14 protein-coding genes are annotated in these 13,507 nt (G+C 69.0%); 11 read left to right on the top strand and 3 right to left on the bottom strand.

Annotated elements, in window-relative coordinates; genetic code table 11:
• The first annotated feature begins 2 nt into the window (after positions 1 to 2).
• From ACIA76_RS11000 to ACIA76_RS10975, 6 genes are read left to right on the top strand one after another with little or no spacing between them, the layout of a single operon-like run.
• Positions 3 to 1,757, top strand: a complete 1,755-nt coding sequence (locus ACIA76_RS11000) for an HAD-IIIC family phosphatase (RefSeq protein ID WP_397151038.1) — start codon at positions 3 to 5, stop codon at positions 1,755 to 1,757.
• The gene (locus ACIA76_RS10995; protein WP_397151036.1) at positions 1,747 to 1,998 is read left to right on the top strand and encodes an acyl carrier protein; all 252 of its coding nucleotides are present in this window, start codon (positions 1,747 to 1,749) and stop codon (positions 1,996 to 1,998) included. Before ACIA76_RS11000 ends, ACIA76_RS10995 begins: the two co-directional genes overlap by 11 nt.
• Positions 1,995 to 3,509, top strand: coding sequence for an SDR family NAD(P)-dependent oxidoreductase (locus ACIA76_RS10990; protein ID WP_397151034.1), 1,515 nt, complete (start codon positions 1,995 to 1,997; stop codon positions 3,507 to 3,509). The genes ACIA76_RS10995 and ACIA76_RS10990 overlap by 4 nt, the downstream gene beginning before the upstream one ends.
• On the top strand, positions 3,472 to 4,461 hold the full coding sequence (locus tag ACIA76_RS10985) for an ABC transporter ATP-binding protein (RefSeq protein WP_397151031.1): 990 nt from the start codon (positions 3,472 to 3,474) through the stop codon (positions 4,459 to 4,461). The genes ACIA76_RS10990 and ACIA76_RS10985 overlap by 38 nt, the downstream gene beginning before the upstream one ends.
• Positions 4,448 to 5,239: an ABC transporter permease gene (locus ACIA76_RS10980; protein ID WP_397151029.1), complete on the top strand. Its 792-nt coding sequence runs from the start codon at positions 4,448 to 4,450 to the stop codon at positions 5,237 to 5,239. The genes ACIA76_RS10985 and ACIA76_RS10980 overlap by 14 nt, the downstream gene beginning before the upstream one ends.
• A 46-nt stretch (positions 5,240 to 5,285) precedes the next feature.
• Positions 5,286 to 6,542, top strand: a complete 1,257-nt coding sequence (locus ACIA76_RS10975; RefSeq protein ID WP_397151026.1) for an AbrB family transcriptional regulator — start codon at positions 5,286 to 5,288, stop codon at positions 6,540 to 6,542.
• A gap of 227 nt (positions 6,543 to 6,769) precedes the next feature.
• On the opposite strand, the gene ACIA76_RS10970 is transcribed toward ACIA76_RS10975, so the two are convergent.
• Positions 6,770 to 7,252, bottom strand: coding sequence for a hypothetical protein (locus ACIA76_RS10970; RefSeq protein WP_397151024.1), 483 nt, complete (start codon positions 7,250 to 7,252; stop codon positions 6,770 to 6,772).
• Positions 7,253 to 7,545: 293 nt separating this feature from the next.
• On the opposite strand from ACIA76_RS10970, the gene ACIA76_RS10965 reads away from it, so the two are divergent.
• Positions 7,546 to 7,668: a hypothetical protein gene (locus ACIA76_RS10965; protein WP_397151022.1), complete on the top strand. Its 123-nt coding sequence runs from the start codon at positions 7,546 to 7,548 to the stop codon at positions 7,666 to 7,668.
• A gap of 1 nt (position 7,669) precedes the next feature.
• Here the strand turns inward: ACIA76_RS10965 and ACIA76_RS10960 are convergent, their stop codons facing one another.
• Positions 7,670 to 8,653 carry an ABC transporter substrate-binding protein gene (locus tag ACIA76_RS10960; RefSeq protein ID WP_397151019.1) on the bottom strand — a complete coding sequence of 328 codons (984 nt, stop codon included), beginning with the start codon at positions 8,651 to 8,653 and terminating at the stop codon, positions 7,670 to 7,672.
• Positions 8,654 to 8,879: 226 nt separating this feature from the next.
• Between ACIA76_RS10960 and ACIA76_RS10955 the strand changes: the two genes are divergently transcribed.
• From ACIA76_RS10955 to ACIA76_RS10945, 3 genes are all read left to right on the top strand, one after another.
• Positions 8,880 to 9,404, top strand: a complete 525-nt coding sequence (locus ACIA76_RS10955) for a cysteine dioxygenase (protein WP_397151017.1) — start codon at positions 8,880 to 8,882, stop codon at positions 9,402 to 9,404.
• 11 nt (positions 9,405 to 9,415) lie between these two features.
• Positions 9,416 to 9,808 (top strand): rhodanese-like domain-containing protein, encoded by a 393-nt coding sequence (locus tag ACIA76_RS10950; RefSeq protein ID WP_397151015.1) that lies wholly within the window; start codon positions 9,416 to 9,418, stop codon positions 9,806 to 9,808.
• Between the two features lie 215 nt (positions 9,809 to 10,023).
• Positions 10,024 to 11,373 carry a DUF2252 domain-containing protein gene (locus ACIA76_RS10945; protein ID WP_397151012.1) on the top strand — a complete coding sequence of 450 codons (1,350 nt, stop codon included), beginning with the start codon at positions 10,024 to 10,026 and terminating at the stop codon, positions 11,371 to 11,373.
• 1 nt (position 11,374) lies between these two features.
• Here the strand turns inward: ACIA76_RS10945 and ACIA76_RS10940 are convergent, their stop codons facing one another.
• Entirely contained in the window at positions 11,375 to 12,424 is a 1,050-nt protein-coding gene (locus tag ACIA76_RS10940; protein ID WP_397151010.1) for an aminotransferase class V-fold PLP-dependent enzyme, read from the bottom strand.
• Between the two features lie 247 nt (positions 12,425 to 12,671).
• On the opposite strand from ACIA76_RS10940, the gene ACIA76_RS10935 reads away from it, so the two are divergent.
• On the top strand, positions 12,672 to 13,376 hold the full coding sequence (locus ACIA76_RS10935) for an SDR family NAD(P)-dependent oxidoreductase (RefSeq protein ID WP_397151007.1): 705 nt from the start codon (positions 12,672 to 12,674) through the stop codon (positions 13,374 to 13,376).
• The last annotated feature ends 131 nt before the right edge of the window (positions 13,377 to 13,507 follow it).

Here is a 13,507-nt window from a genome sequence, read left to right as displayed (position 1 = left end):
TCGTGCACACGCAGTTGGCCGTGGAGCTGTCGCCCGCCGACGGCTATGACTCCTGGGTCCGCCAGGCGACCGCCCTCGCGCGGCAGGCGCCCGAGGAGAATGCCGGGGTCGGAGTGCGTATCGCGCTGCTGGCCACTCATACCACCGAATTCCTGGCCGAGCTGCTGCCGCTGGCCGGCGCCCGTGCGGGCCTGAACACCGAACTGCTGCAATTCCCGTTCGGTCAGCTCGAGCAGATCCTGTTCGACCCCCAGACCCCGCTGCGCGAGGGCGATTACGTCGTCCTCGCCGGAACCCATCACGACGTCCTCGACACCACCGAGGAGACCGTCCGCCGCTGGGTCGGCCTGTGGGATGCCGCCGCCCGCCTGGGCGTGCGCGCCATCCAGCTCGGCTTCGCCCCGCCCGCCGTGGACACCTACGGCCCGGTGGCCTGGCGCACCACCAAATCGCGCTCGGCACTGGTGCGCGAGGTCAACGCGCAGCTGGCCGAATCCGCCGCGGGCCGAGTGCGTTTCGTCGATGTCGAACAGCTGGCCGCGCAGGTGGGCCTGCGCAACTGGGAGGATCCGCGCAGCTGGTATCGCGTGCGTCAGCCCTATGCCGCCGACAGCCTGCCGTGGCTGGCCAGCGCGATCGCCGATACCGTCGCCTCCGATCGCGGCCTGTCGGCCCGCTGCGTGGTGCTGGATCTGGACGGCACGCTGTGGGGCGGCATCCTCGGCGAGGACGGCATCGACGGCATCCGCATCGGCACCGGCCCCGAGGGCGAGGCGTTCGCGGTGTTCCAGCGCTATCTCAAATCGCTGACCGAGCGCGGCGTCCTGCTCGCGGTGGCCAGTAAGAACGATCGCGATCTGGCGCTGAAGGCGATCGCCGAGGCCCCGGGCATGGCGCTGGGCGTCGACGACTTCACCCATATCGTCGCCGACTGGCGGCCGAAATCCGAACAGCTGCAGGAGATCTCGGAGAAGGTCCGGCTCGGCCTGGGCAGCTTCGTCTTCGTCGACGACAACCGGGCCGAATGCGCTCAGGTCGCCGCGGCGCATCCGGAGGTCCGCACGCTGACCCTGCCCGCCTCCCCGGCCAAGTTCCCCGCCACCCTGGCCGCGCTGCCCTGGCTGCATCCGGGCGCGCTGTCGGAGGAGGACTTCGCGCGCCAGCGCTCCTATCAGGCGCTGGCCGCCGCCGAGGAATCCGCACAGGGCCGCTCGCTCGAGGAGTTCCTGGCGAGCCTGGCGATGGAGGCCGTGGTCGAACCGATCAACTCGACGACCATCGATCGGGCCGCGCAGCTGGTCGCCAAGACCAATCAGTTCAACCTGACCACCCGCCGCCACACCCAGACCCAGGTGCTGAAGATCTCCGAGGATCCGCAGTGGTTCGCCGCGACGCTGCGCCTACGCGACCGGTTCGCCGATCACGGCATCATCGGCGTGCTGCTGGCCGAGGACGGCGGCGGGGTGGCCGAGATCGACACGCTGCTGCTGAGCTGCCGCGTCATCGGCCGCGGCGCCGAGGACAGCCTGCTGGCCGCGGTGTCGGAATGGGCGCTCGCGCGCGGCTGTTCGCGGCTGGTCGGCCGCTATCTGCCCACGCCGCGCAACGGACTGGTCCGCGAGGTGTACTCCACGCGCGGATTCGTGTCGGAATCCGAATCCGAGCAGGGCGGCTCGGTCTTCGGTTACGACCTCACCATCGGGGCCCTGCCACGCAGCCCCCATATCCGAGAGGCCCAGTTACAACATGGCCACTGAACAGGTGATGCAGCAACTGCTCGAGGTATTCGCCTCGGTCGTGGGCGAGGAGGCCGTGTACGGCCCCGACACCGCCCGCGGCGATATGGACGTCTGGGACTCCCTGGCCCAGGTCCGGCTGGTCTACGCCATCGAGCGGGCCTTCGATATCGAACTGCCCGAACGACTGCTGACCTCCGAGGTCGCGCTGTCCGATATCGCGGCCGCGGTCGTCGACGCGCAGAGAGCGAGGACGCCATGAGCACGCGGGCGTTCCGGCTGACCGACGACGATGTGGTGGATTACGCCATGGCGACGGGTGATCGCAACCCGTTGCACGTCGACGCCGATTTCGCGCGCCGCTCCCCGTACGGGCGGCCGATCGCGCACGGCGCGCTGATCGTCACACTGGCCTTGGGCGTGCTGTTCGAGGAGATCGATCCGCAGGTGGTCCGCCAGCTGCGAGTCACCTTCCGCCAGCCCGCGATTCCCGGGCGACGCTATGAGATCGAATGGTCGATCTCCGACGGCGAGGCCCGCGGCAAGGTCAGCTTCGGCGGCATCGAGGCGGTCGGCATCCGCTGCGCCCTCGGGCCGGAACTGCCGCCGACGACCGAGACCGCGCCGAACCATCCCTATCGCCGCACCGCGCGCCGGCTGAATCCGGCGAATCCGCCCGGGCCCGAGGCGGGCGCGTTCTCCGTCGGGTACCGGCTGATCTCGGATCTGGTCGAGCGGGTGGTCGGCGGGCAGATGCCCGAACATCTGGCGACGCTGCTCGGCTGGGTCAGCTACTGGACCGGCATGCACACCCCCGGCCGCGACGCGCTGCTGGTGGCGTGCTCGATCGAGCTGGAGCGGGCCGGCGCCGGTGCGATCGAATTCCGCACGGACGCACCGGATATCGACCGGCGTTCGGGACTGATCACGCTGCGCGCCCGCACCCGCTGCGGTGCGGACGCCGCGCTCACCGTGGAAAGCCTGGTGCGCGAGCCCGTTCCGGGCCCCGAACCCGGCGAAATCGCCGCGGTGCTGCCGCTGTCGCGGTCGCTGTCGGGCCGGACCATCCTGGTCGTCGGCGGCAGTCGCGGCTTGGGCGCGGCCGTCTCGCTCGCACTGGCCGGACAGGGCGCCCGAGTACTCGTCGGCTGCTCACGCCCGCCCGAGGCCCTGCTGGCCAGCGCCCCCGGCTGGCACGACCGGCTGATCCCGGTGGTCGCCGATGCGAGCGACCCCAAGGCACTGTCCGCGGCGCTGCCCGACGAGCCGCTCGACGGCGTGGTGAGCCTGGCCGCCCCGGCCATCCCCACCCTGCCGCTGGCGCCGGACGCGGTGGATCCGGCGATCGACTTCATCAGCGCGAGTTCGCGATTGGTGCTCACCCCGTTGTCGGTGTGCGCCGCGCGGCTGCGACCCGACGCGACGGTGGTGCTGGTCTCCTCGGAGGCGGTCACCGATCCGCCGCGCTGGTGGCCGCACTATGCGGCGGCCAAGGGCGTGGTCGAAGGACTCGCTCACTATGTGGCCCGCCACCATCCGTGGCGCGTCGTGGTGGCCCGGCCGCCGCGACTGTGGACCGAAATGACGAACACCCCCGGCGGGCGCGCACAGAGCAACCCCATCGGACCGGTCGCGGCCGGCATCGCCGGAGCCTTCCTGGCTCCCGCGGCGCCCGGCGAGGTGACGGTACTCGGGGGTTCGAACGTGTGGACAGCACCGAGCGAGGAGGTGTGGCGTGCTGGAAATCCGCGACCTGAACAAGTCCTACGGTAAGAAGAAGGTACTCACCGGAATTGATCTGACCGTGCGGCCCGGCGAGGTGCTGGGCCTGCTCGGACCCAACGGCGCGGGCAAGACCACGACCGCATCGATCGTGGCCGGCCTGACCGCCGCCGATTCGGGCACCGTCCTCGTCGACGGCATCGATAGCCGCAAGAATCCGCGCCAGGCGCGGCGGCGGCTCGGCCTGGCGCCGCAGGATCTGGGCGTGTACCCGGGCCTGACGGCGAAGGAGAATCTGGAGTTCTTCGGCCGGATGATGGGCGTGCCGCGCGCGGTGCTGCCCGCTCGCATCGCGGATGTGGCCGAGGCCCTGGGCATTACGCCGTTCCTGGGCACCCGGGCGCACAACCTGTCCGGCGGCCAGCAGCGCCGCCTGCATACCGCGGGCGCGTTACTGCATCAGCCGCCGGTGCTGTGGCTGGACGAACCGACCGTCGGCGCGGACGTGTCGGCCCGCCAGGATCTGCTCACCGAGGTGCGCAACCTGGCCGACAGCGGGGCAGCGGTGGTGTACGCCACCCATTACCTGCCCGAACTCGAGGTGCTGGACGCCCGCGTGGTCGTGCTGCATCACGGACGCATCCTGGCCGAAGGGCCCGCCACCGAACTGGTGGAGCGGTATGCCAAATCGGCGGTGAGCCTGGAGTTCTCGGGTCCGGTGCCGGACGGACTCGGCGCCTACCGCGCCGTGCCGGGCGCCACCGTGACCGACACCCGGTTGCTCACCATCCCCACCGACACCCCCGGTCAGCTGCTCGCGCAGCTGTTCACCACGCTCAACGGCGAGACGGACCGGTTGCTCTCGGCCGAGATCCACCATCCCAACCTGGAGAACGCCTACCTCGCCATCGTCGGCGCGGCGGACGCGACCGAAGCCGAGGCCGAGGCCGAGGCCGAAATCGGTTGGGACGCTTCACAGAGGAGTTCCGATGCTGTTGCATGATTCCGCACTGGAAAGGGTGCGGGCGCTGTCGTGGGCGGATTTCCATCGCATCCGCTCCGATCCCGCGCAGCTGATCATCATGACGCTCCTGCCGATCGGCATGATGGCGTTCCTGACCCCGATCGACAAGTATCAGCTGCGGCTGGCCGGTGGCTATCCGCACGCCAACGGCGTCGAACAGGCCGGACCCGGCGCGATCGTGCTGTTCGCGTTCTTCATCACGACCCTGCTGGGCGCCTCGTTCTTCCGAGAACACGAATGGGGCACCTGGGATCGGCTGCGTGCCGCGCCGGTGCGGGCCCCGGAGATCATCGCCGGGAAATCCCTTCCGCTGCTGGTGTTCTCGGCGCTGCAGCTGACGATCGTGTGGGTGGTCGCCTTCGAGGTCTTCGATCTGCACAGCAAGGGATCGGTGATCTGGCTGGCCCTGCTCACCACGGCGCTGTCGGTGGCCACCTGGGGGTTCGGCATCGCCTTGGTGTCGATCTGCAAGTCCATCGACCAGTTGGCGATCATCGCGCAGCCGATTTCGCTGGCGCTGGGTGGGCTCGGCGGCACCATCGCCCCGCGGGACACGCTCCCGGACTGGGCGAAGACCCTGTCTCCCATCACGCCACAGTACTGGGCGCTGAAGGGATTCAAGTCGGTCATCTTGGACGGTGGTGGCTTCGACGCCGTGGCCACGCCGTGTGTTGTGTTGGTCGGAGTCGGCGTCGCCGGAGCGTTGATCGCCGTCTTCCGATTCAGATTGAGTCACGCCAAGATCGGACGGAGTTGATCCGCGGATGTCCGCAGAAGTAGTGCCCCGATCCCCTCGGGCCGCAATGACGCGGAAGCAGTTGATCGGTTGGATTGTGTTGCTGGTGGCGGTGCTCGCCGTCGCTGAATTGCTCGATCGGGTGGGCTTTCCCGCCCCGCAGATGATCGTCGCGATCATCGTCGGCGCGACCCTGGCGTTGACCGGGCGGCTGCCCGCGCCGATGCCGCGTCAGGTGTCGGTCGGCGTGCAGGCCATGCTGGGTGTGCTGATGGGCAGCTATCTCGAAGTGTCGCTGCTGGGTTCGATCGGGCTGGCGCTGTTGCCGGTGCTGGCGATCACCGCGTCGACGCTGGTGGTCAGCCTGCTCGTGGCGCTGGTATTCGCGCGTTTCACCAAGGTCGCGTTGCCGACCGCGACGCTGGGACTGCTGGCCGGTGGGTCGGCGGCGGTGGTGTCGTGCGCCGATGAGATGGACGCCGATCCGCGGCAGGTGGCGTTCATGCAGTATCTGCGCGTGATGCTGGTGGCGATCAGCGCGCCCGCGGTGGCGGCGCTGCTCGACGGTGGGTCGCATGCCGACCATCCCGTGGCGGCGGTGAGCAAGGTCGCCGGGGAGACGGTGCCGCATTGGGCGGTGGTCGGGCGCGGTGATCAGGTCGCCGGGCTGTGCATCGCATTCGTGTTGTGCCTGATCGGCATTCGGGTGGGCCGCGCGCTGCGGATCCCCAGCCCCACGCTCATCGGCCCGATGCTGATCACCGCGACCCTGACCGCGCTGGGCCTGAGCCACGGCTACGCGCCCACCAATCTGTTCAAGGAATTGCTGTTCGTACTGATCGGATTCGATGTCGGCACCCGCTTCACCCGGGCCGTCGTCATGGAGATGGCCCGCATGATTCCGGGTATGGCCGTCGCGATCGGTGTGCTGTCGGTAGCCGTCGCGGCCCTGGCGTACGTGCTCTCGCTGTTCGTCGATCTGGAACTGTCCGATCTGTATCTGGCCACCACCCCCGGTGGCATCAACGCGGTGCTGGCCGCCGCGGAGGGCATGGGCGCCAACATGCCGTTGATAACAAGCGTCCAGAGCGTCCGGCTGCTGTTCATGGTGGCAATGCTTCCGCTCATGGGAAAGCTGTTCCGCTACTGGACCAACCGCCAGGCGACCGGCCGGATAGCCGAGCAACTGGTGGCGGCGCAGCAACCCGGCGCCGAGTCCGGAGCGGTCACCGCCGAGGACCCCACCCCCGGCCCGGCCGCAGATGCCCACCCCACCGCGGATTCTCGTCCAGTCACCGAATCTCGCCCGGCCACGGTCCACTGACCCTGGCCCTCCCGCAACGCGGCGGGCCCCCGCGATCCATTCCCGCGGTGGGCGGCACACGCGATCCATTTCCCGCAATGCTGCGGACCCACTCCATTCATTTCCGCAATGTGGCCCTGCCCCACCGTGATTCCGCATTGCGCCTTCGACGCGAGCCACCCAGTTCGCTCCACCCCCTGTTCCCCGCCATGCAGCGCAGCGCGATGCACGGCGGGGATCCCCAACCTCTACTGCGTCTTCTGGTTGTTGGAAGCCTGCTGCCCCGCCCCCGGCTGACTCGGCTGCCCGGCCCCTTGCTGCGTCGCCCCCTGCTGCCCGGCTCCCTGCTGTCCGGCTCCTTGCTGTGCCGAACCCTGCTGTGCCGAGCCCTGCTGCGTCGAACTCTGCTGCCCGGCCCCTTGCTGCGCCGACCCCTGCTGATTCGCGCTCTGATCAGTGGTCTGCTGACCGCCACCCTGGGGCGCGATCAACTGCTTCCACCACGCATCGAGATTCTGCCGCCCCTGAGGGCTGTAGGTGCTGGCCTCGGTAGCCGCGCAACCATCCGCCCCACGCGGCCGATGCTGCACGACATCGACCGCGCCCAGCGGCACGGTGACATCGCACTGATCGGGGGTCGGCATCGGATCACTCGGGGCGGCCAAGGCGGTGGCCGGGGCGAACATCAGGATTGCTACCGCGGCGAAACCTAGCGGGACATGCGTACGCACGAAGGTATTCCTTTCTCGAAAGGTAAGTACTCAGGCAGACACGCATAGGGAATGTAACCGGCATTTCGCCTGGTAGGTGGGACCCGGAGCCCAGAGTTTCGAAGCTGTGTTTTTGGCCTTCGCTTCGCTTCGGCGGGCTCGCGGCCCTGAGTCTCGCCGTTCAGCGCTCGAGACTCGCGCTTCGCGCATGCGCTTCGAGCGCTGAACGGCGAGACGGCCGCGAGCCGTCGCTCGCCCTGGGGGCTCGCTCCCTTGTGGGTGCGATACGACAGACCGTTTTGTTCCGGAGCGGCTTGGGGGGGTCCGGGTGTGCCTGGGTCCGGGTGCGGCTGGCCGCCCTCGACGACCGCGGCGAACTCGAGGCCATCGTGCGTGACTCCTGGCAGCAGGCGGCACCCCGGCATCTGGTCGAATGACTCAGGCGGTCTTCGGCAATCCTGGCGGATTGATGCGGACCTGGGCGACCGCCTCGTTCTTCAGCCCCCAGCGATCCAGCACCCTCTGATACGTGCCGTGGTCGACGGCGTACTGCAGGGCATCGCGAATCGGGCCGACGAGCCCGTTGTCCTTGCGGGTCAACACCGCGATCTCGGCCTGCAGGGCATCGCCCGCGCCGGAGTAGGTGGCCACGATCCTGGTCTGGCCGGAGGTGGCGGAGTGGTAGATCGCCACCGGATTGGGGCCGAGGTAGCCGTCGAGGCGGTGTGAGGCGAGCGCCAGGTAGTAGTCGGTGGCCTGCTGGTAGTAGGCGATATCGATCTTCGGCAGGCCCTCGGCGAGGTTGAGCTCGTTCCATCGCACCAGCAGCTGCTCCTGATTCGTCCCGCTGCCGACACCGATGCGCTTGCCCGCCAGCGACTTGCGATCCGTATAGGTCCAGTTCGTATCCTTGGGGACCTCGAGGGCGAGGTTGTCGAGGCGGTAGGTGGCGAAGTCGTACTTCTCCTTGCGCTCCTCGGTGACGGTCACATTGGAGATGAAGGCGTCCGCCGTGCCGGAGTCGACCGCCACGAAGTTCTGCGCCCAATCGGCCGCGCGCAGGTCGAGTTTCAGCCCGAGGGTGTCGGCGATCAGCGTGGCGATGTCGATCTCCGAGCCGATCAGGGTGCGATCGTCGGTGGCGTAGAAGCGCAGCGGCGCACCCGTGGTCGCGGTGCCGGTCACGATCAGCGTGCCGCGGTCGCGGACGGCCCGCGGCAGTTCGGCGGCGAGGGCGTCCACCTTCTCGCCGCGCACCCGCCCCGCCTGCTGCGGTGACAGATCGAAGCTCTGCCCATTCACGGTGCGCACCTCTGTGCCGGCATCCGGGCTGCCGCAGGCGTTCGCGGCCAGGACCGTGGCGATCAGCGTGGCGGCCACCGCGAGGGTATGTCGGCGGCGGCCGGTACGGGAGACGAGCATGGCTGCTGCTTCCTTTACAGACAAGGGGATACGAGGCCGCGGTGAAAACCCAGGGCCGGAACAACTTTCGTGACGCTAGGCGCTCCCGCCCGCCCTGTCGCCCGTCTGACTCGCCCTGAATCCAATGCCCGCCCCGGACTTATGTTCACGCTGATCGTGGTTGATGGCATTCGGCGGTCACCGGCGCACAATTGCGCAAACGCCACACGACCTCGTGAGGAGCGCGGTGACCACGTCATTACCGGTGAATCTCAAGCACGCCAAGGATATTCACTCCGGAGTCGACGTGCCGTCCTTACATGAGGCGGTCCACCCCGAGCGCACGCTGTGGTCGGCCACCCAGCTGCACGAACTCACCGTCGAGGTCGCGACCACCCTGGCCACTCCGCTACTGGACATCGTGCGCTTCGATACGACCGAGCGCTGGTGGACCCGGCTGGCGCTGACCATGGGCGTGGAGCTGTGGCTGCTGTCGTGGGCGCCCGGGCAGGGCACCGAACCGCACGATCACGGCGGTGCGTCCGGCGCGTTCACCGTCACCATCGGCGCGCTGCACGAGCTGTATGTGCATGCGGGCGGGCCCCCGCGCACGGCCGACTGGTCGGCGGGCGATACCGTCGCCTTCGGCCCGCAGCGCGCTCATCAACTGCGCAATACCAGCGCCCGCCCGGCCGCCTCGGTGCACGCCTACTCGCCGCCGCTGCGGCCCGTGCGGGAGTATCGCGCGCTGGCCGATTTCACGGGACTGTGAAGGAGACGCACATGAGTGTGCAGGACATTCTCGATCGCGCCCGCGCCCGCCTGCTGCGCGTGGATCCCCAGCAGGCGGCCGCCCTGCACGCCGACGGCGCGCTGCTGGTCGATATCCGCCCGCACGCCGATCGCGCCGCCGAGGGTGAGATTCCCGGCGCGATCATCGTCGAGCGCATAGTCCTGGAATGGCGCCTGGACCCCATCGGCGACCACCGCCTCCCCGCCCTGGCCCCCGACACCCCGGTGATCCTGATCTGCAACGAGGGCTACGCCTCGAGCCTGGCCGCCGCCGACGCCCAACACCTCGGCCTGACCCACGCCACCGACCTGATCGGCGGCTTCCGCGCCTGGAAATCCGCCGGCCTCCCCACCACCCCCGGCGGCACCCCACCCATCCCCTGAACCCCGCACCCTCTCCCGCACGCCGCACCCCTTCCAGCCGCCCGCAACGGGTGCGAAGCGCCACAAGGGGTGCGAAGGTTTCCTCCGCGGCGGCCCCCGGCGCCGCACAGCCGCACCCTTTCTGACGCTTCGCACCCCTTGTGGGCGCCTGAAACGGGTGCGAAGCGTTAGAAAGGGTGCGGGATTTGGTGGGGTGGCGGGGTTAGAGTCCGGTTATGGAGAGTGCGCAGGGGGAGGATCCGGCCTCGGCCGAGGTGGGGAAGGCGGCGCGTAAGCGGGCGGCGCGGTCGGAGTTGGGGAAGTGGGAGGCGGCGGGGGATCGGGAGGATCCGATCGCGATTCTCGAGCGGCAGGCGGCGACTCGGTTGCCGCAGTTGGTGCCGATTCGGTACGGGCGCATGGCCGCGGGGCGGTTTCCGTTCTATCGGGGCGCGCCCGCGATCATGGCGGCCGATCTGGCCGCGGGACCGGATACCGGGCTGACGGTTCAGCTGTGCGGGGATGCGCACCTGTCGAACTTCGGGCTGTTCGCCTCGCCCGAACGGTCGCTGGTCTTCGATGTCAACGACTTCGACGAGACGCTGCCCGGACCCTTCGAATGGGACGTCAAACGGCTGGTCGCCAGCGTCGCCGTCGCGGCACAGGCCAACGGCCACACCGATTCCGAGGCCACGGCGGCCGCGACCGCCGCGGCGCTGGGCTATCGCGAGACCATGGACCGGCTGGCCGGACTCGGCGAGACCGAGGTCTGGTACGAGATGGTCGATGCGGAGAAGGCCGCCGAACTGCTCAGCCCGCGCGACCGCAAACGCACCGAGAAGATCATCACCAAGGCGAAGAGCCGCACCAGCCTGCACGCCCTGGACAAGCTCACCGAACCCGGCCCCGACGGCGAACCGCGTATCGCCGAGGACCCACCGCTGCTGATGCGGCTGCCCGACGTCGAGCGCACACCCCTCGAGGCAGTACTGACCGACTACCGCACCTCGCTGCCCGAGGAGCGCCGGATCCTGCTGGACCGCTTCGAGATTCACGATTACGCGATGAAGGTCGTCGGCGTGGGCAGCGTCGGCACTCGCTGCTTCATCGCGCTGCTGACCGGTCGTTCGCTCGGCGATCCGCTGTTCCTGCAGGTGAAACAGGCCGAGGAATCGGTGTTGGCGCCGTACCTGCGGTCCAGCATCTTCCGCCATCAGGGCCATCGCGTCGTGCACGGGCAGCGGCTGACCCAATCGGCGGCCGATATCTTCCTCGGCTGGGCCACCGGCCCCGATGGACTGTTCTACTACTGGCGTCAGCTGCGCGATATGAAGGGCTCGCTGGCGATCGACGATATGTCGCCCGAGGAACTGTGCCAATACGCCCAGCTGTGCGGCTACACCCTGGCCCGCGGCCACGCCCGCTCCGGCGACCGCGTCGCCATCGCCGCCTACCTGGGCAGTGGCGACGTCTTCGACAGCGCGATGGGCGAATTCGCCCTGGCGTACGCCGCGCAGACCGAGGCCGACTACCAGGCGCTGACGGCCGCGATCGACAGCGGCCGGATCACCGCCGAACAGGCCTGAATCACTTCCGCGCCAACGCCTTCAGGACGGTCTCCACATCGTCGGAGCCGTTGTGTATATGGAACGAGGTACGCAGGCCACCGCCGCGCGCGGTGACGATCACGCCGCCCTCGGCCAGACCCTCGGCCAGATCGCCCGCGCCGGGAATCGTGACGATGGGGGAGTCGCCCGCCACCGCGGGCAGCCCCAATTCGGCCAGCCCGCCGCGGAATTCGGCGGCCAGCGCCCGATCGTGGCGGCCGATCGCCTCGACGGTCAGCTCCTCGATCAGTTCCAGCCCGGCCACCGCACCGACTACGCCCAGCCAGTCCGGGGTGTCGTCGAAACGCCGGATCGTGGTGGAAAGACTCTGCGGCGCATACATTTCCGCCCATCGATCCGCTGCGGCATACCAGCCGGGGGAGACCGGCCGCACCGCCTCGGCGACCGCCGGGTGCACCGCGAGCAGGCTCACGCTGCGCGCGCCGTGCAGCCATTTGAACGTCGCGGTGGCCCAGAAATCGGCGTCGTCGAATCGCAGCGGCAGCCAGCCCGCGGCCTGCGTGGCGTCCAGCAGCAGCCAGGCGTCGTTGGCGCGGGTGACCGCCCGCAACTCGGCCGGATCGATCGCGCGCCCGTCGGCCGACTGCACTACGCTGGCCGCCACCAGCGCGGTCTGCGGGCGTACCTCCTCGGCCAGCCGCTCCAGCGGGACCGTGCGCACGTTCAGATCGCCCCGATACCGGAACGGATTGGGCACCGAGGCGAAATCCCCTTCCGGCACAAGCACTTCCGCGCCCGCGGGCAGGGCGGCAGCGGCCGGACCGACCAGCGAACCCGCGGAGTGGCCGATGGCGATATCGTCGGCGGTCGCACCGGACAGCAGCCGCGCGAAGCCCGCCCGCAGCACCTCCACCTGCCCGTCATGCGATCCGGGCGCACCATGCCCGGCGGCCCACTGCTCGGTGGCCGCACCCACCGCGGCCAACCCACGAGCCGGAGGCAGACCATAGGACGCGGTATTGAGGTATGTGGTCTCACTACGGAATTCACCGGCTACCAAGGGTTCCATATCCGCAGTGTGGTCCGCGCCGCCGGGCACCGTCCATAGCCACCCTGCCGATGTTGGACCGACTTGCGAGTGGCAGCGCGGCCGAGTGGTCGTGTGTGGGGACGACTCGAATGCCGCCCCCGGTGATCGCGACTGCTCGTAGTGCAGCTTCTTCACGGCCTTGCAATACCCCACAGTTCAACTCGAGAGGCCACTCGTCTTAGCGCTACGCTCCTAATCTGAGCACCCTCTCAAATTAGGAGAAAACATGGCGCACAACGGAACAGCGCTCATCATCGGGGTAGGCCCAGGACTAGGTATTTCCATGGCCCATCGCCTCGGGCACGAGGGATTCAGGGTCGTTCTGGTATCGCGGAACAAGACCCGCCACCCCACCTATCTGGCCGCATTGGCCGCCGCCGGTATCGAAGCCACCGCCCACGCCGTCGATGTGACCGACACCGAGGCCTTCGGCCGAGTACTGAAACACATCGACACCGTCGACCTCGCCTACTACGGCCCGGGCCCCACTGATCAGCAGATCGTCCCGATCACCGAGATCGACATCCCCACAGCGCAATCCGCGTTCTCCTGGGTCTGGCCCGCCGTGCGACTGGCGGAGGCGGTCCTGCCCGGCATGATCGAGCGCGGCAGTGGCGCCTTCCTCCTGGCGGGCGGCCTGTCCAGCGTCCGCCCCATGCCCGCCCTGGGCCAACTGGCCCTCGCCTCGGCCGCACTGCGCAACTACGCCCTCACCCTGCACGCCGAACTCGCCGACAAGGGCGTCTACGCGGGCACGCTCACCATCGGCGGCGTGGTCGAGCGGGGCGACATCCATGCCATGGTCACCGCCGATCCGGCGAAATACGGTGCGGCCGAGGGTCATACGCTCGACCCCGACCGGATTGCCGAGACGGCCTGGGAGATGTGCCGCACCCGCGAGCGCGCCGAGGTGGTCTTCGACGCGCTGTGAAATCCGGTTGCGCAGGGTGGGCCGGTCGTGTGAGCCTGCGGGGGACAGTCGACCGCTCTGGAGGAGTTGTTATGCGCCGATTCTTCGAAGGACTTCGGATACCTTGTCGGACCGTGACTTTCGAGGACCTC

The organism is Nocardia sp. NPDC051570, from assembly GCF_044454005.1.
GTDB lineage: Bacteria > Actinomycetota > Actinomycetes > Mycobacteriales > Mycobacteriaceae > Nocardia.
This window is presented reverse-complemented; position numbering and strand designations above follow the sequence as displayed.

Excerpts from the sequence above, each read along its gene's own strand:
- ACIA76_RS10975 (WP_397151026.1), top strand. The coding sequence starts at position 5,286 with ATGACGCGGAAGCAGTTGATCGGTTGGATTGTGTTGCTGGTGGCGGTG.
- ACIA76_RS10945 (WP_397151012.1), top strand. The coding sequence starts at position 10,024 with ATGGAGAGTGCGCAGGGGGAGGATCCGGCCTCGGCCGAGGTGGGGAAG.
- ACIA76_RS10940 (WP_397151010.1), bottom strand. The coding sequence starts at position 12,424 with ATGGAACCCTTGGTAGCCGGTGAATTCCGTAGTGAGACCACATACCTC.
- ACIA76_RS10990 (WP_397151034.1), top strand. The coding sequence starts at position 1,995 with ATGAGCACGCGGGCGTTCCGGCTGACCGACGACGATGTGGTGGATTAC.
- ACIA76_RS10935 (WP_397151007.1), top strand. The coding sequence starts at position 12,672 with ATGGCGCACAACGGAACAGCGCTCATCATCGGGGTAGGCCCAGGACTA.
- ACIA76_RS10980 (WP_397151029.1), top strand. The coding sequence starts at position 4,448 with ATGCTGTTGCATGATTCCGCACTGGAAAGGGTGCGGGCGCTGTCGTGG.
- ACIA76_RS10960 (WP_397151019.1), bottom strand. The coding sequence starts at position 8,653 with ATGCTCGTCTCCCGTACCGGCCGCCGCCGACATACCCTCGCGGTGGCC.
- ACIA76_RS10995 (WP_397151036.1), top strand. The coding sequence starts at position 1,747 with ATGGCCACTGAACAGGTGATGCAGCAACTGCTCGAGGTATTCGCCTCG.
- ACIA76_RS10950 (WP_397151015.1), top strand. The coding sequence starts at position 9,416 with ATGAGTGTGCAGGACATTCTCGATCGCGCCCGCGCCCGCCTGCTGCGC.